Origin of the sequence: Glycomyces sp. NRRL B-16210, assembly GCF_000719515.1 — a bacterium.
GTDB lineage: Bacteria > Actinomycetota > Actinomycetes > Mycobacteriales > Micromonosporaceae > Glycomyces.
Map to the genome: position 1 here is coordinate 250,868 of NZ_JOGR01000010.1, position 23,765 is coordinate 274,632.

Consider the following 23,765-nt stretch of genomic DNA (forward strand, 5'->3'; position numbering starts at 1 on the left):
GTGGGGTTATCTTCCGGTCAGTTCGAGGTAGAGCGCGTCGAGGGAGTCGAGGACGCGCGCTTCGTCGGGCCAGGTCGCGGCCTGGGCGAGGCCGGCCTCCCCGAGGCGGGCGAGGCGTTCGGGGTCGGCGAGGAGTTCGCGCACGTGCCGGTCGAGGGCGTCGACGTCGCCGACGGGGAACAGGATCGCGCCCTCGCCGACGAGGTCGGGGATGCCGCCGGTGCGGGTGGCGACGAGCGGCAGGCCGGCCTGGAGGGCCTCTTGGAGGGACAGCGGGTAGCCCTCCCAGGTGCTGGTGTTGACGACGAGGTCGGCGGCGGCGAGGAGGTCGGCGATGTCGCTGCGGTGGCCGAGGAGGCGCACGTCGGCGCCGGTGGCGTCGATGAGGTCCTGGAGGCGGGCGCGTTCGGGGCCGTCGCCGGCGATGGCGACGACCGGTGCGGGGTCGAGGTCGGTCCAGCGCAGGGCGGCGGCGATGAGGGTGTCGTGGTCCTTCTGGACGTTGAGGCGCCCGATCGAGAGGAGCAGGGGCCGGTCGCCGATGCCGAGCTGCTCGCGGATCGCCTCAGGGTCGCCGGCGGGGCGCAGCGGCGGGGCCGGGGCCTGCGCGAGGCGCGCGTCGGAGGCGCCGAGTTCGACGAGGTGGGAGTGGAGGTCGGGCGAGATGGCGAGGGCGACGTCGACGCTGCGGGCCAGGCGGCGCTCGGCGAGGTCGTAGGCGCGGCGCTTGAGGCCGGTGGCGAGCTGCGTGTTGTGCCAGGTGGTGACCAGGGCGGCCCCGGCGGGGCGGGCGGCGAGCGCGGTCATCCCGGCGGTCATGCCGTGGGCGTGGACGAGGTCGACGCCGCGTCCGGTGACCCCGCGCAGGGCCCGGGAGACGGCCCACCAGGCGGCCGGGAGGCCGGGGGTGGGCTTGGAGGTGATGGGGGCGGGGATGAAGCGGGCGCCGGTGGCGCGGAACCCGAAGCGCTCCTCGGTCTCGGGCGGGCCGATGACGGTGACGGCGTCGCCGCGGGCGACGAAGCCGGCCGCGACCGAGGCGACGTGCGTGCCGACGCCCCCGGTCGAGGGTCCGAGCACCAAGGCGATCCTCCGGTTGCTCACTTGTCGGCTCCGCTCTCTGGATCATCGGGTGCTGGTTCTGCGTCTGACTTCCGTATTCTGCCAGCGCGTCTCAGGACGGGGCGCACCACGGCGGAACCGCCGATGAGCGCGCCGAGCCCGAGGTAGACGACGGCGGTGGCGGCGCCGACGACCATGCCCTGGACGAGGGCGTCCATGGTGGATCCGGCGTGGCCCCACAGGAGGATGAACTCGCGCGCGGCGAGGACCGACAGGACGGCGGCGACGACGGTGGCGAGCGCGGCGCGGGGAATCCCGGCGAGGCTCGCGGCCCCGGTGTGGCGGGCGACGGCGGCGGTGAGGGCGAGGCCGATGGCGGTCATGCCGATGGTCCAGGCGATGGCGAGGGCGAGCGTGCGGTCCTCGACGGGCATGACTTGGGACAGGACGATGGCGGCGACGGCGCCGACGGCCCAGCCGAGCGAGGTGGCCCCGGCGGCGTACTTGTTGCGGCCCACGGCGTAGAGGCCGCGCGAGTAGATGGCGAACAGCGAGTAGCCGAAGAGGCCGAAGGCGAGGCCGGTGAGGGTGGCCTGGAGCTGCGATTGGGTGGCGTCGCCGCTGCCGGGGGCGACCGAGGCGAGGACGGTGCCGATGGGTTCGGCGAGCCCCGCGAGGGCCGCGACGCCGAGGCCGGACAGCAGCAGGATGGCCCGGCCGGTCTGGGAGAGGCGGCGCTGGTAGCGCTCGTGCTCGCCGAGGGAGTAGGCCTCGGCGAGGATCGGGTAGGCGGCGGTCGCGAGCGGTACGGCGAGCACGGCCCACGGGAGCAGGAAAAACGTCTGGGAGATGGTGAAGATGGCGACCGGGCCGTCGCCGGCGTCGTTGGCCAGGCGCATGAGCAGCGCCTGGCAAAGCTGCTGGGCGCCGACGGTGATGGCCCCGGCGATGGCGAGGGACTTGAGGCTGGCGGCGACGTGGGTCTCCAGCCGCCAGGCCGGTCGCAGGCGCAGCCCCAGGCCGCGCAGCGGCAGGATCAGGGAGCCGGCGAGGACGGCGACGCCGAGCGTGGTGCCGAGCCCGAGGAGGAGGATCTCGGGCTGGGAGATCTGGGCGGCGTCGTTCTCGCGGCCGGAGGCGAGGCCGTAGACGACGTACACGCCGGCCATGACGACGCTGGACAGGAGCGGGGCGAGGGCGGGCCAGGCGAAGCGGCGGTGGGACTGGAGGATGCCGGTGAGGACGATCGCGACGCCGTACAGCGGCAGTTGCGGGGCGAAGAGGACGAGCAGCTCGGTGGCCACGTCGACCGTCGTGGGGCTGATCCGCTCGCCGGGCATGAGCACGCTGACGATCGGGCGGGCGAAGACCGCGACGACGAGCCCGAAGGGGACCAGGAGGGTCAGGGACCAGGTGAGCAGGGCCGAGGCGATCCGGCTGACCTGCTCGGGCTCGTGCCGGGCGAGCGGGGCGGCAAGGAGCGGGATCACCAGCGCTGCAAGCGCTCCCCCGGCGACCAGCTCGAAGATGATGTTGGGGATGTTGTTGGCGGTCTGGTAGGCCGTGCCGAGGCTGGCGACGCCGATGGCCCAGGTGAAGACCATCGTGCGGCCGAATCCGGCCAGGCGGGAGGCGACGGTGATCGCACCGATGACCGAGGCGGCACGACCGACTTCGCGTCGGGTCTCGGTCAAGACTTCGTCCGACCCAGCTCGTCCAACTCGCGCAGTACGGGCGTCTCGGCGATGACCTTCGTGAAGCTGACCTTCTCGGAGGTGGCGATGAGCGCGGCGACGCCCGCGAGGGCGGCGTGGCGGCCGATCATGCCGGTCCGGGAGATGAAGGCGAGGCCGAGGAGCGCGCCGAGGGCGTTCGCGCCGCCGTCGCCGAGCATGGTCTTGCCGTCGAGGTCGTCGGCCATGGCGGCCCCGGCGGCCGAGGAGACGGCCAGGGCGGTGTTGGCGCCGCCGGCCGCGGTGGCGCGGCGGGACTTGGGGCCGACCGGGCGCGAGAGGGGCGCGGAGGCGAGGGTGACCACTTTGAGGGCGCGTCCGGGACGCAGGTCGAACAGGTTGATGAGGTTGGCGGTGCCGGCGATGACGCCGCCGCCGACGCCGACGTTCCACAGCCGCCGCGCCCAGTGGCGGCGCGCGTCGGTGAGTTCGCCGTTGGTGAGGTCGACCAGCGCCGCGGAGGCGAGCCCGGCGGTGGAGATGCCGAGGATCTTCACGAGCCCGGCCGACAGGCGGCCCTTGCGGAGCGCGCCGAGGTGGCCTTTGAAGCCCTTGGCCTTCTCGCCCTTGGCGTCGGCGATGTCGTCGTAGAGGCCGACCGCGCCGGAGGTGAGTCCGGTGGCGGCCGCGGCGACGGCATAGGCCGGGGAGTTCGCCCCGGCCACGGCGGCCGCGGTCGCGCCGATGGTGATGCCGGGGCCTTCGGCCAAGCTCACGGTGTCGCCTTTGTGGTTGACGCGCTCCAGTTCGGACGCCCACCGTGATCGCCGTACGGCGCCGATCGCGGCGATCGTGCCGCCCGCTGCGAGGCCCCCTAGGAACGCCCGCCCGACAGTACGCGTTAGCTGGCTCATGGGCGCGATACTAGGCCGCGTCGGGAAGCAGGCCTGAAGCGCCCTCCCCGATCCCGAGATGGTCCACGGTCCCGTCGTTGACGAAGTCGGCGAGCGCGATGACCGCGGCGATCTGGCCCTGGGTGGTGGAGACGTGGTCGACGGTGGCGACCGTCTCGGCCTCGTCGGCGCGGATCGTGTCGATCGGGTTGCCGTCGCCGGTCGAGGTCGTCGCCGCGTAGACGGTGGGCGCGTCGGCGGCGAAGGCGTTGGTGAAGGCGACCATCCCGGTGTTGCGGTCCTCGGCGTCGGAGTCGGTGGAGCCGGGCCCGGTGAGGATGAGGACGCCGTCGGCGACGCCGCTGGGGTCGGTCTCGACGGTGAGCATCGAGAGTTCGTTCAGGCTGGTGGTGACCTTGGTGATGTCGCCTTCGACGATCTCGACCGGTTCGCCCTCGGTCGTGCCGGTGGCGACAGCGGCGAGGACGTAGCTCATCGCGGCGACCCCGTCATAGGTGACGGGGGTCTGGACCGTCGCGGGGGTGGTGGTGTCGACGAGGTCGACGAGCTTGTCGCCGTTGGCCGGGTCGAAGAACTCGTCGAGGACCGCCATGCGGCCGGCCACGGTGGCCCCGGCGTAGCCGAGCATCTCGATCGCGCTGTCGACGGCCTCGGTCTCGACGCCGGGCAGGGCGATGACGAGGATGCTCTTGTCGGTGAGCCGCTCGGCGAGGTACGAGGGGGCGATCTCGGCGGCGAAGGCCTGGTCGTCGCCGAGCTGCTCCTCGAGCTCCTTGATCTCGGCGCGCAGCTGGTCGTTGGAGTCGCGCAGCGCCTGGCCGTTGGACTGCATCGCCTCGATGGCGGGGCCGTTGAGGGCGGCGGTGCCGAGGATGAGGCCCACGGTGAGGGCGAGGAACACCGCGGTGAGGCTCACCAGGTGGTAGCGGAAGTTGATCACGAGAACAGCCTTTGGATTTGGAAGATCAAACCTTCCCACCAGTCGGCGATCACGTCCACGAACGAGCGTCCGACGGTGGAGATGGCGACGGCGGTGGCCATGGCGGCGAGGGCGGAGACGATGAGCAGGAGCAGCGCGGAGATCGACATGTCCTGGCGGTAGAGGCGCGAGACGCCCTTGGCGTCGACGAGCTTGCCGCCCACGCGCAGGCGCGTCAGGAAGGTCGAGGCCATCCCGCCGCGCCCCTTGTCGAGGAACTCGACCATGGTGACGTGGGTGCCGACCGCGCAGATGAGCTCGGCGCCCTTCTCGTCGGCCATGAGCATCGCGATGTCCTCGGAGGTCGCGGCGGCCGGGAACGGGATCGCGGGGACCCCGAGCTTGTCCATGCGCTCCATGCCGGGGGCGCGCCCGTCGGCGTAGGCGTGCACCACGATCTCGGCGCCGCAGCGCAGCGCGTCGTCGGACACCGAGTCCATGTCGCCGACGATCATGTCGGGCGTGTACCCGGCCTCGAGCAGCGCGTCCGCGCCGCCGTCGACGCCGACGAGGACGGGCTTGAACTCGCGGATGTACGGCCGCAGGACGTCGATGTCCTCCTTGTAGTTGTAGCCGCGGATGACCACGAGGGCGTGGCGGCCGTTGAAGGAGGTCTTGACGTCGGGCACGCCGACGCCGTCGAGCAGGAGGTCCCGCTCGCGCTTGAGGTACTCCATGGTGTTGGCCGCGAAGGCCTCCAGCTGGACCGACAGGCCCTCCTTGGCGGCCTCCATGTCGGTGGCCACCGACTCGGTGGTCTGGACCGCGCCCTCGCCGATGAGCTCGTCGCCGAAGTAGATCTCGCCGCCGCTGACGGCGACGGTCTTGCCTTCGCGCACGTTGTCGAAGATCTGCTCGCCGACGCCGTCGACGAGCACGATCCCGGCCTTGACGAGCACTTCGGGGCCGAGGTTCGGGTAGCGGCCGGAGATGGACTTGGCGGCGTTCACAACCACGGCCACGCCGGTGCCGACGAGGGTGTCGGCGGCGACCCGGTCGAGGTCGACGTGGTCGATGATCGCGATGTCGCCCGGTTCGAGCCGGCCGCACAGGCGCTTCGTGCGGCGGTCGAGACGGGCGGTGCCGACCAGCCGTCCCTCGGACGGCTCGTCCTCCGGGTTACGCCCGGGCAAACGCAAGCTAGGTACACGCATCGTGCATCATCATGCCATTCGATCGCTCGGGTCGCGGCGACGGCGCGCCGCTTCCCACTGGAGGGAACACCCCTAGGACTTCATCTTCGCGGCCTCGGCCAGGAGCTCCTCGGCGTGGGCCACGCCGAGGTGGGAGTCGGGCATCCCGGCGAGCATGCGAGCAAGCTCACGCGCCCGCGCGGCGTCGTCGACCACGCGCACGCCCGAGACGGTGACCGCCCCCGAGGTGTCCTTGGAGACCACGAGGTGGCGGTCGGCGAACGCGGCGACCTGCGGCAGGTGGGTGACGACGAGGACCTGGTGGGTGCGGGCGAGCTTGGCGAGGCAGCGGCCGATCGCGATGGCCGCGCCGCCGCCGACGCCGGCGTCGACCTCGTCGAAGACGAGGACCGGCGGGCCGCCGATCTCGGCGAAGACCACTTCGATCGCGAGCATGACCCGCGAGAGCTCGCCGCCGGAGGCGCCCTTGTTCAGGGCCGCGGGCACCGCGCCGGGGTGCGGTCGCAGGAGCAGTTCGACCTCGTCGGCGCCGTCCTCGGTGGCGCCCGAGACCGCGATGTCGGAGCCGGTGCCGACCGTGAGGTCGACGCCGCCGCGCCCGGCCGGGCGCGGCTCGACCGCGGCGGCGACGGTGGCGTGGGGCATCGCGAGGCCCTTGAGTTCGGCGGAGACCGACTCGGAGAACCGCGCGGCGGCCTCGCGGCGCGAGACGCGCAGCTGCGTGGCGAGCTCGGCAGTGCGCGCGGTCAGGTCCGCGTGGCGCGATTCGAGTTCGGCGACGCGCTCGTCGGAGACGTCGAGCTCGTCGAGTCGCTTGCGGGCGTTCTCGGCCCAGGCGAGGACGCCGGGGAGGTCCTCGGCGTACTTGCGGTAGAGGGTCTTCAGGGCCGCCTGGCGCTGGTAGATCTCCTCCAGGCGCCGCGGGTCGGCCGAGAGGTCGTCGAGGTAGGAGGAGAGGTCCACGGCGGCCTCGGCGAGCAGGACGCCGGCCTGGGCGAGGCGCTCGGCGAACTCGGCGAGCTTGGGATCGGAGTGGGCGTCGTGCTCCAGGGCGCGGGCCGCGGCGCCGACGGTGTCGGACGCGCCCCCGTCGCCGGTGCTCGGGTCGCCAGTGATCGCGGCGTGCGCGGTGGCGGCGGCCAGGCGCAGGGCCTCGGCGTTCTCCAGGCGTCGGGCGTCCTCGGCGAGTTCGGTCTCCTCGCCGTCCTGCGGGTCGACCGCGGTGATCTCGTCGAGTCCCAGGCGCAGCAGGTCGGCCTCGCGGGCCATCTCGCGGGCGCTGGTGCGCAGGCGCGACAGCTCGGAGGCGCAGGCGCCGAGTTCGAGGTAGGCCGCCCGGTAGGCGTCGAGGACCTTGCCGTGGTCGGCCCCGGCGAAGCGGTCGAGCGCGGCGCGCTGCTCGCTGGTCTGGAGCAGCCGCATCTGGTCGGACTGGCCGTGCACCGAGATGGCCAGTTCGCCGAGTTCGGACAGGACGCCGACGGGCGCCGAGCGGCCGCCGACCCAGGCCTTCGAGCGGCCTTCCGAGGAGACCGAGCGGGCCAGGAGCAGCTCGCCGTCCTCCAGGTCGGCGCCGGCCTCGACGGCGCGTTCGCGCAGTTCGAGCGCGGCCTCGCCCACGGTGAAGCGGCCCTCCACAAGGGCTCTCTCCACGCCGAGGGGGGCACGGGAGGCGCGACCGCCGAACAGCAGACCCAGACCGGCGACGACCATGGTCTTACCGGCCCCGGTCTCGCCGGTGATGCAGGTAAGGCCGGAGTCGAGCGGCAAGGTGGCGTCAGCGATCACGCCCAGGTTCTGGATGCGAAGCTCCTCCAACACGCTTCGAAGCCTAGCCGGTCCCACCGACACGCGTCGCGCGAGCGGAGCCTGGGGTGAACTAGATTCGGCCGTGGCGCCAACCGTCAACGGGCAGAGAGAGTTTCGAGACCAGCCGCGAGGCGAAGGGCTGACCGGACATGCGCACCAGGCGGACCGGGCGCTCGGATCGGCGGATCGTCACGGTCGAACCGGCCGTCAGGCGGGTGAGTTCCTTGCCGTCGGCGATGAGCGAGCCCTCGGTGCCGACCGACTCGACCCCTATGCGGATCTCCGAGGAGGAGTTGACGATCATCGGCTTGGCGAACAGCGCGTGCGCGTTCATGGGGACCACCACGAGCGCGTCCACATCGGGCCAGACAACGGGGCCGCCGGCCGACAGTGCGTGCGCGGTCGAGCCGGTCGGCGAGGCGACCACGACCCCGTCGGAGCCGTAGCGGGAGATGCGGGTGCCGTCGATCTCGATGAACAGCTCCAGCATCCGGGCCGGTTCGGCCTTCTCCACGGCGATGTCGTTGAACGCCCAGGAGCGGTGCAGTTCGCCGTCGGTGCCGAGCGCCTCGACCGCGAGCGCGGTCCGCTCCTCGACGAAGTAGTCCCCTTCGAGCAGGCGCGAGACGACCGTCTCGAGTTCACCGGTCTCGGCCTCGGCGAGGAAGCCGACCTTGCCGAAATTGACGCCCAGGAGCGGCACGTCGGCTTCGGCGGCGATCTTCGCCGAGCGCAGCACGGTGCCGTCGCCGCCGAGGGCGAGCACGAGGTCGGCGGTGTTGTCCACGGCGCCGTCCTCGTCGAACGCGGCGGCGACTTGGAGCGCGTCGGGGCGCAGGAGCGAACGGACCTCACCGGTCAGCAGGCGCACGGCGACGCCGGCGCCGCGCAAGGCGGCGGCGAGCTTCTCGGCGAGTTCGGCCACGTCCTCGCGGAGCGGATGGGTGACGACCAAGACGCGGCTCGGCTTCTGCTGCGACCCCACTCGCGCTCCTTCACAGACGGCTTCAGGGCCTCGAACTGTACCGCAGGCGAAGGGGTCCGCCGCGGTGTCGCCGTCTCGGATCAGGGGCCTTTCGGGCCGGCTGTGACGATCGCCGCAACCGCTTCCCGGTCGAGCGGCTCGCCGTCGCGACTCATGCGGCAGAAGAACTCCACATTGCCCTTCGGGCCGGGGAGGGGGCTGGCGGCGACGCCGGTGGTGGTCCAGCCGAGCCGCGCGGCGGCCTCGATGACGCCCCAGACCGCGTCGGCCCGCTGTTTCGGGTCGGAGACGACCCCTCCGGGACCGACCTGACCCTTGCCGACCTCGAACTGCGGCTTGACCATCGGCAGCATGACGCCTTCGGGGCCGGTGCAGGCGGCGAGGGCGGGCAGGACGAGTTCGAGCGAGATGAAGGAGAGGTCGCCGACGGTGAGGTCCACCGTGCCGCCGAGCTGCTCGGGGGTGAGGTGGCGGACGTTGGTGCGGTCGTGGACGACGACGCGCTCGTCGGTCTGGAGCTTCCAGGCGAGCTGGCCGTAGCCGACATCGACGGCGAGGACCTGCGCGGCGCCGCGGCGCAGCAGGACGTCGGTGAAGCCGCCGGTGGAGGCCCCCGCGTCGAGGACGCGCCTGCCGCCCGGGTCGACGCCGAGGGCGTCGAGGGCGCCGATGAGCTTGTGGGCGCCGCGGGAGACGTAGTCGTCCACGTCGCCGACGAGCCGGATCGAGTCGTCGCCGGTGACGCTCGTGGCGGCCTTGGTGGCGGGTATGCCGCGCAGGTGGATGCGCCCGGCCGCGATGAGCTCGCGGGCGTGCTCGCGGGAGCGGGCGATCTTGCGGCGGACGAGTTCGGCGTCGAGCCGGTAGCGCGTGGGCATGGCGCGGTCGCGGTGCTTTCTGGGTCGGTTCGGCGGCTGCGCCGGTCAGGCGTCGTCGACGTTGCTGAGGATCTCGGAGAGGCGCTGCTGGACGCCTTCGAAGACGTGGACGTGGTCGGTCACCGGCAGGTCGGGCAGCGCTTCGAGCTGCCCGAGGGCGGCCTCGACGGCGCCTTGGACGTCGTCGGGGTCGTCGGCGCGGTCGGGGCGCAGGCGGTCGGCCAGGGCCCCCGGGTTCGGCGTGTCGGTCATGCGTCCTCTTCGTCGGTGCCTGCTGCGGTGCCTTCGGTGGTGGCGTTCTGCGGGGCGGCGGGTTCGGAGGGCGTCTCGGCCGGCGGGTCGAAGAGGGCCTCGGGGTCGGAGAGTTCGACCGGCTCGACGTCCACCGGCTCGACATCGACCGGGGCGGCGTCCGCCGAGGCGGGCTCGACCGGCGCTTCGGCTTCGGCGGGTTCGGCGGCGGCCGGTGATGCGGCAGGAGTCTCGGGCTCCGGCTCGGCGGTTGCGGCCGCAGGCTCGGCGGCTTCGGGCTCGACCGGCGCGGGTTCTGCGGGCGGAGCGGCGGGGGCTTCGGCCGGTGCGGGGGTCGCCGCCGCTTCGGGAGCGGCGGGCTCGGCGGTCTTGGTCGCCGTGTTGAGGCGCGCTTCGGCTTCTGCGAGGCGGATGCGCAGGTCGCGGAGCTGGTCCTCGGAGTGCTCCAGGCGGAGGTTGAGGTCGTCGAGGTCGGCCTGGGTGGCGACGCCGAGACGGGTGAGGTTCGCGTCGAACTCGGCGCGCACGAGGCGGCCGATGTCGGAGGCGGTGCGCGAGGAGTGGTCGCGCAGCTGCTCGGCGCCGGACTTGAGGCCCTCGGTGCCGGATCGGAGGTCGTCGCGGACCCTGCCCGCGAACTCCCGGGCACGGCGGGCGGGGTCGCCGGCGAGGTCGCGGACGGCGTCAAAGTAGGTGCGTGCGCTGTCGGTCATGGCGCTCCCACTCCTTTCGGGGTTGTCGGGGTCTGCGGGACGGCGTCCCTCTCTGTGAAGCTCGCGGTCCGATACCGGCCCGGCGTGGCTCGCGGGCCATAATCTGGCCTTGGCGTCAACGGTACTGCCAAGCTACCGGTGACCGGCCTCGACCATGCGGCCGTACTGGCCGGTAACATTCCGACGGGCGCACCGCCGCGCCCGCCCCGATCGAACAGGAGGGCCCCATGGCCACCATCGACGAATGCCGGACCGCACTGGAGCAGTTCGCCGCGAACCTGGCTTCGAACCCGAAGTCGGTCAAGAAGCTCACCGGTTTCCAGCGCAACCTCGCCTGCGACATCACCGACCTCGGCGTCTCCTTCAACGGGAAGTTCGAGCAGGGCAAGCTGATCGACATCGTCGACGGCGACAACCCGGACGCGGAGATCCGCATGGTCGTCGGCTCCGACGACCTCGTCAAACTCGTCGCCGGCGAACTGGACTTCATGAAGGCCTTCACCGCGGGCCAGGTCAAGATCAAGGCCAACATGATGGACCTCATGAAGCTGCGCGGGGTCCTGTAGGACCGGCCGGATTCGCGCCGCGCCGCCGGGGGACGAGCGGCGCCCAGGGGGTGGGGGCACGGCCCGCGGGGCCGGCCCCGCCCCGCGCGCGGCGACCGTTTGCCGCCCGGAGTGCTCCGGACGGTCGGATGCGTCCCGGTCGGGCGCAACAGCATTCGGGCCACGTTGTAATCTTCTGCCCAGCCGCGAAGTGCAGTCGAGCACTCCGAGCCCTCAGACGAACCCGGGAGGACCATATGGCCACTGTTGACGAATGCCGCAATGTGCTGGAGAAGATGGCCGGCAAGGTCGCCAAGAAGTCCGGCGACTTCGACCTCGAAGACGGCTTCGAACGCACGCTGGCCCTGGAACTCACCGACCTGGGCCAGGCGTTCAACGCCAAGCTCTCCGGCGGCAAGCTGACCGACCTGCTCGACGGCGACGCCGCCGACGCCGAGGTCCGCGTCTCGCTCGCCTCCGACGACCTGATCGCCCTGTCGAAGAAGGAGCTCAAGCCCGCCAAGGCGTTCCTGACCGGCAAGATCAAGGTCAAAGCCTCCGTGAAGGACCTCGCGAAGCTGCGCAAGGCCCTGAAGGTCGACTAGTCCCCCGCGGTCGTTCGCCCCCGAACGACCTGTCGCGCCGCTGGTCGGCGCCGTGAAAGCACCGAGCCCGGACTGCGGCGGTCCGGGCTCTTCGCTTGCCGTTCAACTAAAAGTGCGCAAGTGTTCAATCGGCCAGGAGCTTGCGGGCGGCTTCGCTCTCGGGCACGGGTGAACGCGTCGGGTCGTAGCCGGTCATGTCGGCCGCGGCCCAGCTCAACTCGCACAGCGAGCGCCAGGCGTCCAGTTCGGAGCCCTCACCGCTGAGGCGGATCTCGCCGCCGCCGTCGGAGGCGGCGAGGACCGCCGTCCAACCGCCGCAGTCGATGCGGTCGACCGCTTCGTTCCACTGCGGTTCGGGATGCGCCTCGGCGAGGGCCGCGATGCTCCAGCCGAGATAAGTCGGACGCTGCTCGGGCGGCAGTGCCATCGCCTCGCGCGGCGATGCGACGCCGGTGAAGACCAGCAGGGAGTCGATCCCGGCCCGGTTCGCGCCCTCGATGTCGGAGTCGGGGCGGTCGCCGACCATGATCGCCCGGCCGCCGGCTTTGCGCGCCATGGCGGCCTGGTAGATGCCCGGCTCGGGCTTCCCCGCGACGACGTCCGGGCCGCGGCCGAGCGCGACCGCGATCGCCCCGGCCAGCGCGCCCGTGCCGGGCAGCGGTCCGTCTGGGGTGGGCAGGGTGCCGTCGAGGTTCGTCGCGACCCACACGGCGCCGTTGCGGGCCGCGATGGTCAGGTCGGCGAGGTCCCGCCAGGTCAGGGTCGGGATCATGCCGTAGGCGATGCCTTGGGCGTCTTTGGGATCCTTCGTGGTGGCCAGTCCCTGTGCTTCGACGGCGGCGCGCAGCGCCTCCGAACCGGTCACCAGGACCCGGGCGCCGGTCCCGAGACGCTCGCGCAGGATCTCGGCCACCACTTGGGCGGAGGTGAGCACCTGGGCGTCCTCGGCGGGGACGCCCATGCCGCGCAGGGCGTCCGCGACGGTCTCAGGGCTGCGGGAGGCGTTGTTGGTGACGAACACCGGCTCGCAGTCGAGCCCCGGAAGGGCCGCGATGGTCGCGGCCGCTTCCGGGATCGGCTGCTGGAGCAGGTAGACGACACCGTCGAGGTCGAGCAGCGCCAGGTCGTAGGCGCCGGCCAGTGCCTCAGGGGCGCCTTTCAGTCGGGTCATCGGACTCCTCAGCGTCGGGGTTCGCCACATCGTCGTTCGAGGGCGCCGGGTTCGCGGGCGCCGCCTCGGCGCGAGCGTCGTCCTTGACGGGCGCCTCGGTCTCGTCGTCTTCGAGGTCGTCGGACTCGTCGTCGTCGGATTCGTCGTCGTCGAGGTCCTCGTCGTCCTCGTCATCGTCGAGGTCGTCCTCGTCCTCGAACTCCTCGTCCAGCTCGTCCTCGAGTTCTTCGACGACGATGCCTTCGAGTTCGAGGAGGCGCTCGGCGGCGCCGGTCTCGCCGGTCTCGTCGGCGGCGACCGCCTTCGAGAGCCATTCGCGGGCCTCGTCCTCCTTGCCGTCGGCCAGGAGTCCTTCGGCGTAGGCGTAGCGCAGGCGCGCGACCCAGGGCTCGGTCTTCGGCGAGTTGAGGCCGCCGACCTTGAGCATCGCGGTCGCGGCCTCGCCCATGCCCATGTCGCGGCGGGCGCCGGAGGCCACGATGAGCAGTTCGACCCGGACTTCGGGGTCGACGCTCTCGTCGCTGCCGAACTCGCGGTAGAGGTCGATGGCCCGCTCGGGGTGGCCGAGGGCGCGCTCGCAGTCGGCGATGAGCGCGACGTGGTCGTGGTTGCCGCCCAGGCGCTGCGCGGCGCGCAGCTCGTTGACGGCGAGCTGCCACTCCTCCGCGCCGTACGCGGCCACACCGGTGACCTCGCGGACGATCGCGACGCGGGAGGCCTTGCGGCGCGCGTAGCGGGCCTGTTCGAGGGCCCCCGCGACGTCGTCTTCGGCCAGGAGCGCGGCGGCGGCGATGAGCCGGTTGCCGACGGCCTCGGCCAGTTGCTTGTTCAGGCTGCGGAGACCGGCCCTGGTCTCCTTGTCGAGCTGGTCGAAGCCGTACTCGAGGCCTTCGGGCAGGTTCGGGGCCTCGTCGGACTCGCCGAGGCGGATCGGGCCCTCGTGCCCGGCCTCGCGCTCTTCGAGGGGGCGCAGGTTGTCCTTGCCGCGGCGTTCCTTGCCGTCGCGGCCGAAGCGGTCGTCGCCGCGGTCGTCGCGCCGGTCGGAATGGCGGGGGCGGTCGTCGCGGTCGAATTTGCGGGGGCCGCGGTCGTCGCGGCGCGGGCCGCGGTCTTCGAAGTGGCGCGGACGGTCGCCGTCGCGGCGGGGACGGTCGTCGCGGTCGAACTTGCGAGGGCCACGGTCGTCGTCACGGCGCGGACCGCGATCGTCGCGGTTGAACTGACGCGGACGATCATCGCGATTGCCTTCGTAGCGGCGGGGGCCGCGGTCGTCGCGGTTGTAGCCGCCACGTCCACCGCGGTCGTCGCCGTCACGGCGCGGGCCGCGGTCATCGCGGTTGAACTGACGCGGACGATCATCGCGATTGCCCTCGTAACGACGGGGTCCGCGATCGTCGCGGTTGTAACCGCCACGGGGACGGTCGTCGCGGTCGAACTTGCGAGGGCCGCGGTCGTCTCCGTCGCGACGCGGGCCGCGGTCATCGCGGTTGAACTGACGCGGACGATCGTCGCGATTGCCCTCGTAACGACGGGGTCCACGGTCGTCGCGGTTGCCTTCGTAGCGGCGCGGGCCGCGATCGTCACGGTTGTAGCCGCCACGTCCACCGCGGTCGTCGCCATCGCGGCGCGGGCCACGGTCATCGCGGTTGAACTGACGCGGACGATCGTCACGGTTGCCCTCGTAACGACGCGGACCGCGGTCATCGCGGTTGTAACCGCCACGGGGACGGTCGTCGCGATCGAACTTGCGCGGACCGCGGTCGTCGCCGTCGCGGCGCGGGCCACGGTCATCGCGGTTGTAGCCGCCACGCCCGCCTCGGTCGTCGCGGTTGCCTTCGTAGCGGCGCGGGCCGCGGTCGTCACGGTTGTAACCGCCGCGGGGGCGGTCGTCGCCGTCGCGGCGGGGCCGGTCGTCGCGGTTGTAACCGCCACGTCCACCACGGTCGTCGCCGTCGCGGCGCGGGCCGCGGTCGTCGCGGTCCTCGTAGCGTCGAGGGCGGTCGTCGCGCCCTTCGTTGCGGCCGTGGCCGCCTCGGTCGTCCCCCCCGCGGCCTTCCTGGCGGTTGTAGCCGCCTCGGCCCGAACGGTCGCCGTAGCCGCCGCCCTCGCGACGGCCGTAGCCGCCTCGTCGGTCTTCTTCACCCTTGCGGGCGCGGCCGTCTTCAGCCACTTGCTTCTCCCCCTCGATTCACCGCGACAAAACCAACCAAGTGTATGCCTCAGTCGATGAACTCGACTCCGGCGACGGTCTTCTTACCCCGCCGGATCACTCCGTAGCGTCCGTGAAGCAGGTCAGAGGGGTCGATAACGGTCGCGGGATCGGTGATGCGGACGTTGTTGAGGTAGGCGCCGCCCTCCTTGGCCGCGCGGCGGGCCTCGCCGAGGCTCGCGACGACGCCGGACTCCTTCATCGCCTCGGCGACCGTGACGCCGGGCTTGTGGATCTCGGCGAGCCCGGCCTCCACGAGCGCGGCGCGCAGCGTCGCCTCGGGCAGCTCGGCGAGCTCGCCGCGGCCGAACAGGGCCTGGGAGGCGTCGATGATGTTCGCGGTCTCCTCGGCGCCGTGCAGGAGGGTCGCGAGCTCCTCGGCCAGCGCCTTCTGCGCGAGGCGCGCGGCGGGCTTCTCGGCGGTGGCCCGCTCCAGCTCCGCGATCTCCTCGTGGGACTTGAGCGAGAAGTACTTGAGGTAGTTGACGACGTCGGAGTCGGCGGCGTTCACCCAGAACTGGTAGAAGGCGTACGGGCTCGTCATCTCGCCGTCGAGCCAGATGGCGCCGCCCTCGCTCTTGCCGAACTTGCTGCCGTCGGCCTTGGTCACGAGCGGGGTCACGAAGGCGTGCACGGACTCGCCCGCGCGGCGGCGGATGTAGTCGACGCCGGCGGTGATGTTGCCCCACTGGTCCGATCCGCCGAACTGGAGGGTGCAGCCGTGGCGGCGGTTGAGCTCGAAGTAGTCGTGCGACTGGAGCAGCTGGTAGGAGAACTCGGTGTAGGAGATCCCGGCTTCGAGGCGGGACTTGACGACGTCGCGGGCGAGCATCTTCGAGATCGGGAAGTGCTTGCCGACGTCGCGGAGGAAGCCGATGACGTCCAGCTCGCCGATCCAGTCCAGGTTGTTCACCGGGACCGCGCCGTTGTCGCCGTCGTAGGTGACGAACGGGGCGACCTGGGCGCGGATCTTCTCGACCCATCCGGCGACGACCTCAGTCGGGTTCAGGGTGCGCTCGCCCGAGTCGCGGGGGTCGCCGATCTGGCCGGTCGCGCCGCCGACGAGCAGCACCGGCCGCAGTCCCGCCTGCTGGAGGCGGCGGGCGGTGATCAGCTGCATGAGGTTGCCGACGTGCAGACTCGCGGCGGTCGGGTCGAAGCCGATGTAGAACGTGACCTGGCCCGCGTCGATGTGCTCGCGGAGCGAGTCGATGCCGGTGGAGTCCTGGATGAGGCCGCGCCAGGCGAAGTCGTCGAGAATATGCACGCCCCCATTGTGCCTTAGCGGGCGAAACGCTTTTCCCGGTGCGCGGGGTGCGGTGAGCGGCCCCGCCCGTCAGGCGTTGGCGCGGCGGCCGGTCTCGCCGAGGGCGAGGGCGACTTCGATGTGCACGCGCAGTTCCTGGGAGGCGGCGGTCTTCGAGGCCTGCTTGGTCGGCCCCTGTCCCTCCGCGGCGACCTGTTCGCCGGTGTGGGGCATCCGGCAGGCGGCGCGGCAGGTGAAGGTCCGCTCGTGCGAGGGCCCCTCGACCTGGAAGTCCCAGGTCAGTCCTTCGATCACGCCGCGGGCGGCGTAGATCTGGACGGCCTCGGCGGGGTTGACGGCCACGGCCACCATGAGCTTGCGCGGTTCGGCGGCGCGGGTCTTGAGGCTCACGTCCCCCGAGAGGTCCGGCAGGTCCGCGAGGCCGGCGACGAGGCCCAGCGCGGCCTGGTTGCGCGCGTCCTTCTTGCTGCGCTGCAATCGTTTCGGGGAGTCGACCTGCTCGTCCTGGTAGCGGATGGCGACCTGTGCGGAGAACAGCGGGCCCTCGAAGCCGGACTCGGCCTCGACGGTCCAGAGGATGTCGGTCTCGTTGCTGATGGGTCCGCCGAGGCGGTCCTGGAGGTAGACGTTGACGATCGACTGGGCCTGCTGGGGCTCGGCGGCGAGGAGGCGGTTCATGCGCTCGCGCAGCGGCTCGAAGCCGCCGCGCCCGTAGAGGTAGACGGAGGCGAACTCGCGCAGTTGCAGTTCGCGCTCGTCGAAGCGGCGCGCGGTGTCCTCGACGAGCCCGGCGGGGACCTCGCCGTTGTCGACGGCGAACTGGAGGACGCGGGCGAACTGCTTGTAGGGCAGGCGGGCGAAGTCGGCGGTCTCGATCTGCCGGGCGGTCTCCTCGGCGGCCTTCTGCTTGAAGTACTCGGCCTTGGCGCGGCGCTCGCGCTCGACGTGCTCGTTGACGTGCTCGGCGACTTCGCGCAGGTCCTCGATCGGGTAGGGGCTCGGGCGTCCGATCGCGGCGGCCAGGAGGATCCGCTGGGTGATGAGGTCGGGGTAGCGGCGGATGGGGCTGGTCGCGTGCGTGTAGACGGGCAGTTGGAGGCCGTGGTGGCCGTGCACGGTGGGTCCGTAGGTCGCGGCGCGGGCGACCATGCGCATGCGGCTGCGGAGCATCTCGAAGGCGGCGCCGTCGCCGGCGGCGCTGATCGAGTCGAGTTCGGCGCGCAGTTCGGCCGGGTCGCCGGCGACGGCGGCGAGGCGGTGGTTGCGGAAGAGGATCGGCACGTCCTCGCGGACGGCCCAGGCCGCGATCTGCGCGTTGGCGGCGATCATGAACTCCTGCACGATGATGTACCCGGAGTTGCGTTCGGCGCTGTCGAGGCGGACGAGCTGGCCTTCCTCGTTGGTGGCGAAGCCGGAGAGGAGGTCGTAGAAGGCGAGGGCGCCGGCGTTGCGCCGGGCGGCGAGCATGGTCTGGGCGAAGCGCAGCGCGAGCGCGAGGGTGCCGTGGAGGCGGTGGGTGGGATCGGCGGCGGCGCGGGCGGCCTCGCCGTGGGTCATGATCCAGGAGCGGGTGAGCCGTCCGGGGCCGAGTTCGGCGGCGAGGACGTTCCCGGCGGCGTCGAGTCGCAGGTGGACGGTGAAGGTGTCGTTCTCGCGGCCGGGGTCGAGCGAGACGGTCTCGACGATCGGGGCGGGGAGCATGTGCCTGGTGCGCTCGGGCCGGTACCGGGTGTGGACGCGTTCGCGCGCTTCGATGTCGGCGCGGCCGCCGGTCATGACCTGGTCGGCGACGCGGGCGATGTGGATCCAGGCGTGGAAGCCGTCCCCTTCGGGTTCGATCCAGATCGCGTCGTCGCGGTCGACGGTGGTCGCGGCATCGATCATGATCCCGGTCTCGGCTGGGTTGTAGTCGACCAACTGCGCTCCTTCGAGGTCCAGCCGTCATGGTAACCGTCGGGGGGCGCGTCGGGTGCGAACGCATCGGGCCGGAAGTTCACATTGCGAACTTCCGGCCCTCGGTGCGTGTGACGGTTTCGGCTGGCGCCGTTCAGGGTCGAAGGTCCCAGGTCTCCAGTCGGCCGCACATGCCCCACTTGGCGGCCGGGTCGCCGGCGTCGGCGACGCGGGCGTCGCAAAGGTGGGCGCCGTCGGACGCGGCGAGGGCGTCGAGGTGGGCGCCGGTGGCGTCGGCCTGGGCCTTCGGCCCGTCGGCCCACAGGCGCCGCCAGGTGTCGGTGCGGCCCGAGACGAGGCGCGCGGCCCGGTCCCAGAGCGGGCGCATGGCCGAGGCCCCTTCGGCCTCGACGCGTTCGCGCAGGGCGAGGTAGCCCTCGATCGCGAGGTCCCGGCGGGCCCGGACGGCTTCGCCGCGTTCGGGTTCGCTCAGGTCCGGCGCCGCGGGCGCGGCAGCGACCGCCTGGTAGGCCTCGGGGTCGTCCAGGGTCGTGTCGGGGAAGGTGAGCACGGCGTCCCCGGCTTCGGGGATGCCGGCGTTCTGCATGACGACGACGAGCTGGAGGTCGCCCGAGCCGTTGACGAGCCGGTGGACCGTCCCGGGCGTGAACCACAGGACGGTGCCGCGCGACAGGTCGTGCCGCTCGTAGCCGTTCCCCGAGAGGGTCTCGACCGCTCCGGTGCCGCCGGTGACGACGTAGCCCTCGGTGGAGGCGGTGTGCAGGTGCGGCGAGCCGCCCGCCTGGCCGTCGACCGTGGGCCAGTCGTAGACGGTGACGAGGGAGACGGCCGTGCCACCGGGGAATCCCACCGCTACCCCAGCCGGGCCAGTTCGGTGGCGGCCAGTTCGGCGGCCTTGGAGGCGCCTTCGACGCCGGTGTCGCCGTTGACGACGGCGACGGCGTGGCGCAGGGTCACGGTGTCGCCGGGCGCCATCGGCAGCTCGGTGTCGAAGAACGGCGCGGGGCAGACCGCGGCGAAGGGGGTCGCGCGGACGAACCACTTGATCGGCGCGCCGGGGTTGTCGGGGTGGTCGGTGAAGACCAGGGTCGAGGCGGCGTCGACCGAGTCGTGCACGCCGCGGTAGGCGAGCCAGTCGCCGCGCACGCCCATGAGCTCGTCGCCGCCTTCGCCGTCGGCGGTGTAGACGCGGCCCTCGGTGAAGGAGCGCGGCCCGCGCCAGAAGAAGCCGCCGTAGCCGGCGTTCTCGCGGCCCTCGGTGGTGGGGCTGCCCATGACGACGGTGTCGGCGGTGTCGTTGGTGAAGGCGGTCGAGAAGGAGAGCACCCAGGTGTCGTCGGAGAGCACGCTGACGGCGAAGGCGCGCCGCTCGGAGAAGAAGTGGCGCCCGTCCTCGGTGATCCAATCGAGGCGCTCGACGGCCTTGACGGCGCCGTCGTCGGCGGTGAGCTCGCTGAACTCGCGGTGGACCATGGCGCCGTCGTTCTTCTCGTCCACATAGCCCTTGCCGCGGCGGAAGGTGCGCCCGCCCCAGAAGTTCTCCGGGCCCGCGTTGGGCAGCGACAGCGCGATGCCCTTGTGCCACACGTGGTCGTGCGGGCGGTAGAGGCTCACCTGGTGCCCGGCGAGGTCGCGCAGGGGCTCGAAGTAGGGCCGGGGGGACTCGAACTGGTCGTTGTCGGGACGGTAGACGTATCGCAGGATCTCGAGGTCGCCCTTGGCGATCGAGAGCGCGGTGTCGTTGTCGGCGAGTCGCAGCGTCATCGGTGTTCTCTCCACTGTGTCTGGGACGTCGGTATGGTCGGCGGGGGCGTCACTTGAGGTCGGGCCAGGGCGTGCCCGTGCCGTTCATGCGCTGGTAGAACGGCGAGGTCGGGTCGATGTCCCCGGCGCGGACGCGCTTGCCGGTGAAGGCGGAGGCGTAGACCGCGGCGAGGAGTTCGAGGGTGCGGCGGGCGTCGTCGACGGTGACCGGCGGGGCGGCCTTGCCGTCGAGGGCGTCGGCGATCTTGGCGAACTGGGCGCCGTGGCCCGAGGGGCGCCCGTGCGGCTCGCCGGCCCAGGCCCGGTTGACCTCCTCGGCGGCGGACGGGATCGGGTGGACCGACCAGTTGTCGTCACCGTAGCCGTAGAGGTGGTCGAGTTCGACCGTGGCGGTGTCGAAGTCGAGGCGGATCTGGGAGGTCTCGCGCGGGGAGAGCAGCGAGTTCGTGATGACCACCGAGGCGCCCGACTCGAGGGTGACGATCGCGTGTGAGACGTCCTCGGTGTTCGTGGCGCGGCGATGGCGGTGGGCGGTGGCGACCACTTCGGACCAGGGGCCGACGATCGACAGGAGCGTGTCGATCTGGTGGATGCCGTGGCCCATGGTGGGCCCGCCGCCCTCGGTCTCCCAGCGGCCGCGCCATTCGACCGCGAAGTACTCCTCGGGCCGGAACCACAGCGTGTCGCATTTGGCGACGGCCAGGCGCCCGAGGACCCCCGAGGCCATCATGTTCCGCACCCGCTCGGCCGCCGAGCCGAACCGGTGCTGCGAGATGACCGCGAAGTCGGCCGTCGAGGAGGCGGCCGCGGCCGCGACCCGGTCGAACTCCTCCAGGCTCAGGGCCGGGGGCTTCTCGCAGACGACGCCGACGCCCGCCTCGAGCGCGGCGATCGCGCCGGGCGCGTGGGCGACGGGCGGGGTGCACAGGTCGACCAGGTCGAGCTCCTCGGCGGCGAGCAGCGCTTCGATGGAGGCGTAGCCGCGGTCGAGGCCGAACTTCTCCTTGAACGCGTCGAGCCGGGCCTGGTCGGGGTCGACGGCCGCGACCAGTTCGAACCGGTCCGGGACGTGCTTGCGCAGCTCGTCGGCGTGGAGGTGGGCGATGCCGCCGGTGCCGACGATGGCGAGGCGGTGGGGGGAGGTCACGGTGGACTCCTTCAGCACTGAGGGCCTGTAAACGTTTTCCAGCGTTGGGTTCGATATTAGCCGATGACGGCGCCGATGGTGACCTGGGTCGCCTCCGGCGGGTTCGATCGGGGGCGGCCGGTCACCGCTCTTCGACGGCGACCCGGGTCGTCAAGGCGCGGGTCCCCGGCTCGAACACCCGGGTGCCGGTGACCTCGACCGCCAGCGCGGCGACCGTGTCGGCCGCGGAGCGGGCCAGGCGGAATTCGAGGGCGCCGGCCTCCACCGTCCACTGGCCGTCGAGGCCGATGAGGGCGGCCAGGTCGACCGGGACCGAGAAGCGGACCCTGCGGGCCTCGCCGGGGGCGAGCGGGAGCCGGGCGAAGCCGACGAGGCGCTGCACCGGGCGGACGGTGGAGGCGACCGGGTCGTGGAGGTAGAGCTGCACGACCTCGGTGCCCTCGCGTTCGCCGGTGTTGCGCACGCTGACGGCGACCTCGACCGCGCCTTCCGGGCCGACCTCGGGGCCCGAGACCAGTTCGGGTTCCTCCCAGGCGAACTCGGTGTAGGTCAGGCCGTGCCCGAAGGCGTAGAGGGCGGTCGGGTCGACCGAGGACACCTCGGAGCGGCGGGCGAGCTGCGGGCCGAGGTAGGTCGCGGGCGGGGAGTCGCGGCGGGCCGGGACGCCCAGGGGCAGGCGGCCCTCGGGGGCGGCCGCTCCGGTGAGGATCGCGCTGATCGCGGCGGCGCCCTCTTCGCCTGGCAGGAAGGCCTGCACGACGGCCGCGGCCCGCTCGGGCGCGGTGCCGAGGGCGTACGGGCGCCCCGAGATGACGACCACGACGGTGGGCGTGCCGGTGTCGAGCACCGCTTCGAGCAGCTCGTTCTGGCGTCCGGGCAGGGCGTGGTCGGAGGCGTCGCAGCCTTCGCCGGAGCTGCCGCGGCCGAACAGGCTCGAGCGGTCGCCGACGGCGACGATCGCGAGGTCGGATCCTGCGGCGGCTGATGCGGCGGCGGCGATCTCGGCGTCGGTCGCGTCGCCGACCCAGCCTCCGGCGACGTGCTCGACGGCGGCGTCGGGCAGGTCGGCGGCGAGCCGGTCGGCGAGGCTCTCGACCGGGGTGCCCGTGTCGACCACCGGGTAGGGCTCGCCGCTGCCGGCCTCGTACGGGAAGTGGTGGTTGGGGAAGGAGTAGCAGCCGAGCATCGCGGCGGGGTCGGCGGCGACCGGTCCGAGGACGGCGACGCGGCCGGGGGCGGGGGCCAGCGGCAGGGTGCCGTCGTTGGCGAGCAGCACGATCGACTTGCGGGCGACCTCGGCGGCGAGCGCGCGGGCTTCGGGCGGGTCGAGGTCCACCGAGGCGGGGGGCTCGGGGAGTTCGTCGAGCAGGCCGAGCTCGATCTTCTGGGTCAGGACGCGCTCGACGGCGCGGTCGAGGGTCTTCTCCTCGACGGCCCCGGCGGCCACGGCGGCGCGGAGCGGTTCGCCGAAGCAGTCCGAGCCGGGCAGCTCGACGTCGACGCCCGCGTTGAGGGCGAGACCGGCGGCGGAGGAGCGGTCGGCTGCGATGCCGTGGAGGGAGTTGAGGAAGTTGACGCCGAAGTAGTCGGCCACGACGGTGCCCTCGAAGTCCCACTCCTCGCGGAGGATGCCGGTGATGAGGCGCGCGTTGGCGTGGGAGGGCACGCCGTCGTTGGCGGCGTAGGAGGGCATGACGGAGCGGGCGCGCCCGAGGCGCACGGCCATCTCGAAGGGGGTCAGGTAGGTCTCGGCGAACTGCCTGGTGCCCAGGTAGACCGGGCCGAAGTTGCGGGCCGCGTGGGAGGCGGAGTAGCCCGCGAAGTGCTTGAGGGTCGCGATCAGCCCGGTCTCCTGGAGGCCCTCGACGTAGGCGGTGCCGAGCACGCCGGTGAGGTAGGGGTCCTCGCCGATGGTCTCCTCGGTCCGGCCCCAGCGGGAGTCGACGACGACGTCGAGGACGGGCGCGAGTCCTTGGTGGATGCCGACCGAGCGCATGGTCGTGCCGATCTGGCGGGCGACGGCGTGCACGAGGTCGGGGTCGAAGGTGGCGCCCCAGGCGAGGGCGGTCGGGAACATGGTGGCGCCGTAGGCCATGAAGCCGGCGAGGCATTCCTCGTGGGCGAGGGCGGCGATGCCGAAGCGGCTGTTCGAGCGGATGCGCCGCTGCTGCGCCGCGAGCCTGGCGGCCCCTTCGGCGGGGTCGACGCGGGCCGAGCCGAAGGGGCGGGTCAACTGGCCGAGCCCGTGGGCGGTCGGGTCCTCGGGGGCAGCGCTCCCGCCGGTCTGCTCGCTCTGGTGAGGGGCCATGTCTCCGGCGTCGGCGTCCACCCCGAGCCACAGACTCGTCAATTGGGCGCACTTCTCTTCGAGGGTCATCCGCTTGACCAGACCGGCGGCCCGTTCGGCCGCCTCCGCGGGGGTGTCGGTGTCCATGCTGCTCCACTCAAGCGGCCCGCGACACGCCACTGGCGGCTTTAACGGGGCCGATAGTTTCCGAAAATTTACTGATCGCTTTCGATACGGGTTTGCACACCATAACATTGATGACGGCCTACTTCTAGCGTCAATCGGATCGTGGGATGCGCTTGCCCCAGGCGCTGAAACGTCTCATTCCTTCGAAACTTTCGGACGGAATCCGGGAGCCCGGGACGACCCTTATAGGATGTCGGCATTACCGTTGGGTGTACATCACCCGCGGAATCGCTCGCGGAGTGGTGAACTGG

The 23,765-nt window shown here is 72.2% G+C and carries 21 protein-coding genes; 3 read left to right on the top strand and 18 right to left on the bottom strand.

Translation table 11 applies throughout. The annotated features are described in order from the left end of the window. Positions 1-6: 6 nt before the first annotated feature. The 10 genes from IF12_RS0115310 to IF12_RS24250 form a co-directional block, all read right to left on the bottom strand. Positions 7-1,104, bottom strand: coding sequence for a glycosyltransferase family 4 protein (locus IF12_RS0115310; protein WP_030159816.1), 1,098 nt, complete (start codon positions 1,102-1,104; stop codon positions 7-9). Continuing rightward, on the bottom strand, positions 1,101-2,756 hold the full coding sequence (gene murJ / locus IF12_RS0115315; RefSeq protein ID WP_051704439.1) for a murein biosynthesis integral membrane protein MurJ: 1,656 nt from the start codon (positions 2,754-2,756) through the stop codon (positions 1,101-1,103). Before murJ ends, IF12_RS0115310 begins: the two co-directional genes overlap by 4 nt. After that, the gene (locus tag IF12_RS0115320) at positions 2,753-3,649 is read right to left on the bottom strand and encodes a hypothetical protein (protein WP_030159820.1); all 897 of its coding nucleotides are present in this window, start codon (positions 3,647-3,649) and stop codon (positions 2,753-2,755) included. Before IF12_RS0115320 ends, murJ begins: the two co-directional genes overlap by 4 nt. A 10-nt stretch (positions 3,650-3,659) precedes the next feature. Continuing rightward, on the bottom strand, positions 3,660-4,589 hold the full coding sequence (locus IF12_RS0115325) for a copper transporter (RefSeq protein ID WP_030159823.1): 930 nt from the start codon (positions 4,587-4,589) through the stop codon (positions 3,660-3,662). After that, a complete protein-coding gene (steA, locus tag IF12_RS0115330) occupies positions 4,586-5,782 on the bottom strand; it encodes a putative cytokinetic ring protein SteA (protein WP_030159825.1) in 1,197 nt (398 codons plus the stop codon). The genes IF12_RS0115325 and steA overlap by 4 nt, the downstream gene beginning before the upstream one ends. Positions 5,783-5,854: 72 nt before the next feature. After that, positions 5,855-7,603, bottom strand: coding sequence for a DNA repair protein RecN (gene recN / locus IF12_RS0115335; protein ID WP_030159827.1), 1,749 nt, complete (start codon positions 7,601-7,603; stop codon positions 5,855-5,857). 58 nt (positions 7,604-7,661) lie between these two features. Then, positions 7,662-8,576 carry an NAD kinase gene (locus IF12_RS0115340; protein WP_030159829.1) on the bottom strand — a complete coding sequence of 305 codons (915 nt, stop codon included), beginning with the start codon at positions 8,574-8,576 and terminating at the stop codon, positions 7,662-7,664. A gap of 80 nt (positions 8,577-8,656) precedes the next feature. After that, on the bottom strand, positions 8,657-9,454 hold the full coding sequence (locus tag IF12_RS0115345) for a TlyA family RNA methyltransferase (RefSeq protein WP_030159831.1): 798 nt from the start codon (positions 9,452-9,454) through the stop codon (positions 8,657-8,659). A 45-nt stretch (positions 9,455-9,499) separates the two neighbouring features. Beyond that, positions 9,500-9,706, bottom strand: a complete 207-nt coding sequence (locus IF12_RS0115350) for a hypothetical protein (protein ID WP_030159833.1) — start codon at positions 9,704-9,706, stop codon at positions 9,500-9,502. Beyond that, the gene (locus IF12_RS24250) at positions 9,703-10,419 is read right to left on the bottom strand and encodes a hypothetical protein (protein ID WP_030159841.1); all 717 of its coding nucleotides are present in this window, start codon (positions 10,417-10,419) and stop codon (positions 9,703-9,705) included. The genes IF12_RS0115350 and IF12_RS24250 overlap by 4 nt, the downstream gene beginning before the upstream one ends. Positions 10,420-10,646: 227 nt before the next feature. Here IF12_RS24250 and IF12_RS0115360 point away from each other — a divergent pair, with 227 nt between their 5' ends. Continuing rightward, entirely contained in the window at positions 10,647-10,985 is a 339-nt protein-coding gene (locus tag IF12_RS0115360; protein WP_030159843.1) for an SCP2 sterol-binding domain-containing protein, read from the top strand. A 236-nt stretch (positions 10,986-11,221) separates the two neighbouring features. Then, positions 11,222-11,569, top strand: coding sequence for an SCP2 sterol-binding domain-containing protein (locus IF12_RS0115365; protein WP_030159845.1), 348 nt, complete (start codon positions 11,222-11,224; stop codon positions 11,567-11,569). Between the two features lie 124 nt (positions 11,570-11,693). Here IF12_RS0115365 and IF12_RS0115370 read toward each other — a convergent pair whose 3' ends face one another. Both IF12_RS0115370 and IF12_RS25715 read right to left on the bottom strand, forming a co-directional pair. Continuing rightward, on the bottom strand, positions 11,694-12,740 hold the full coding sequence (locus tag IF12_RS0115370) for an HAD-IIA family hydrolase (protein ID WP_030159846.1): 1,047 nt from the start codon (positions 12,738-12,740) through the stop codon (positions 11,694-11,696). Further along, positions 12,715-13,422: a hypothetical protein gene (locus tag IF12_RS25715; RefSeq protein ID WP_051704441.1), complete on the bottom strand. Its 708-nt coding sequence runs from the start codon at positions 13,420-13,422 to the stop codon at positions 12,715-12,717. The genes IF12_RS0115370 and IF12_RS25715 overlap by 26 nt, the downstream gene beginning before the upstream one ends. Here IF12_RS25715 and IF12_RS25720 point away from each other — a divergent pair. After that, positions 13,339-14,970: a hypothetical protein gene (locus tag IF12_RS25720; protein ID WP_133884313.1), complete on the top strand. Its 1,632-nt coding sequence runs from the start codon at positions 13,339-13,341 to the stop codon at positions 14,968-14,970. The genes IF12_RS25715 and IF12_RS25720 overlap by 84 nt on opposite strands. Here the strand turns inward: IF12_RS25720 and tyrS are convergent. From tyrS to IF12_RS0115410, 6 genes are all read right to left on the bottom strand, one after another. Next, positions 14,960-16,216 (bottom strand): tyrosine--tRNA ligase, encoded by a 1,257-nt coding sequence (gene tyrS / locus IF12_RS0115385; protein ID WP_030159848.1) that lies wholly within the window; start codon positions 16,214-16,216, stop codon positions 14,960-14,962. The genes IF12_RS25720 and tyrS overlap by 11 nt on opposite strands. Before the next feature lie 69 nt (positions 16,217-16,285). Beyond that, entirely contained in the window at positions 16,286-18,133 is a 1,848-nt protein-coding gene (locus IF12_RS24260) for an RNB domain-containing ribonuclease (protein WP_051704443.1), read from the bottom strand. Positions 18,134-18,263: 130 nt separating this feature from the next. Further along, complete coding sequence (locus tag IF12_RS0115395; protein WP_030159852.1) at positions 18,264-18,980, bottom strand: cupin domain-containing protein; 717 nt, start codon at positions 18,978-18,980, stop codon at positions 18,264-18,266. A 2-nt stretch (positions 18,981-18,982) separates the two neighbouring features. Next, a complete protein-coding gene (locus IF12_RS0115400; protein ID WP_035749183.1) occupies positions 18,983-19,894 on the bottom strand; it encodes a PmoA family protein in 912 nt (303 codons plus the stop codon). A 49-nt stretch (positions 19,895-19,943) separates the two neighbouring features. Continuing rightward, positions 19,944-21,041 carry a Gfo/Idh/MocA family protein gene (locus tag IF12_RS0115405; protein WP_197034740.1) on the bottom strand — a complete coding sequence of 366 codons (1,098 nt, stop codon included), beginning with the start codon at positions 21,039-21,041 and terminating at the stop codon, positions 19,944-19,946. A 121-nt stretch (positions 21,042-21,162) separates the two neighbouring features. Beyond that, positions 21,163-23,475 carry a beta-glucosidase gene (locus IF12_RS0115410; protein WP_035749185.1) on the bottom strand — a complete coding sequence of 771 codons (2,313 nt, stop codon included), beginning with the start codon at positions 23,473-23,475 and terminating at the stop codon, positions 21,163-21,165. Positions 23,476-23,765: the final 290 nt, after the last annotated feature.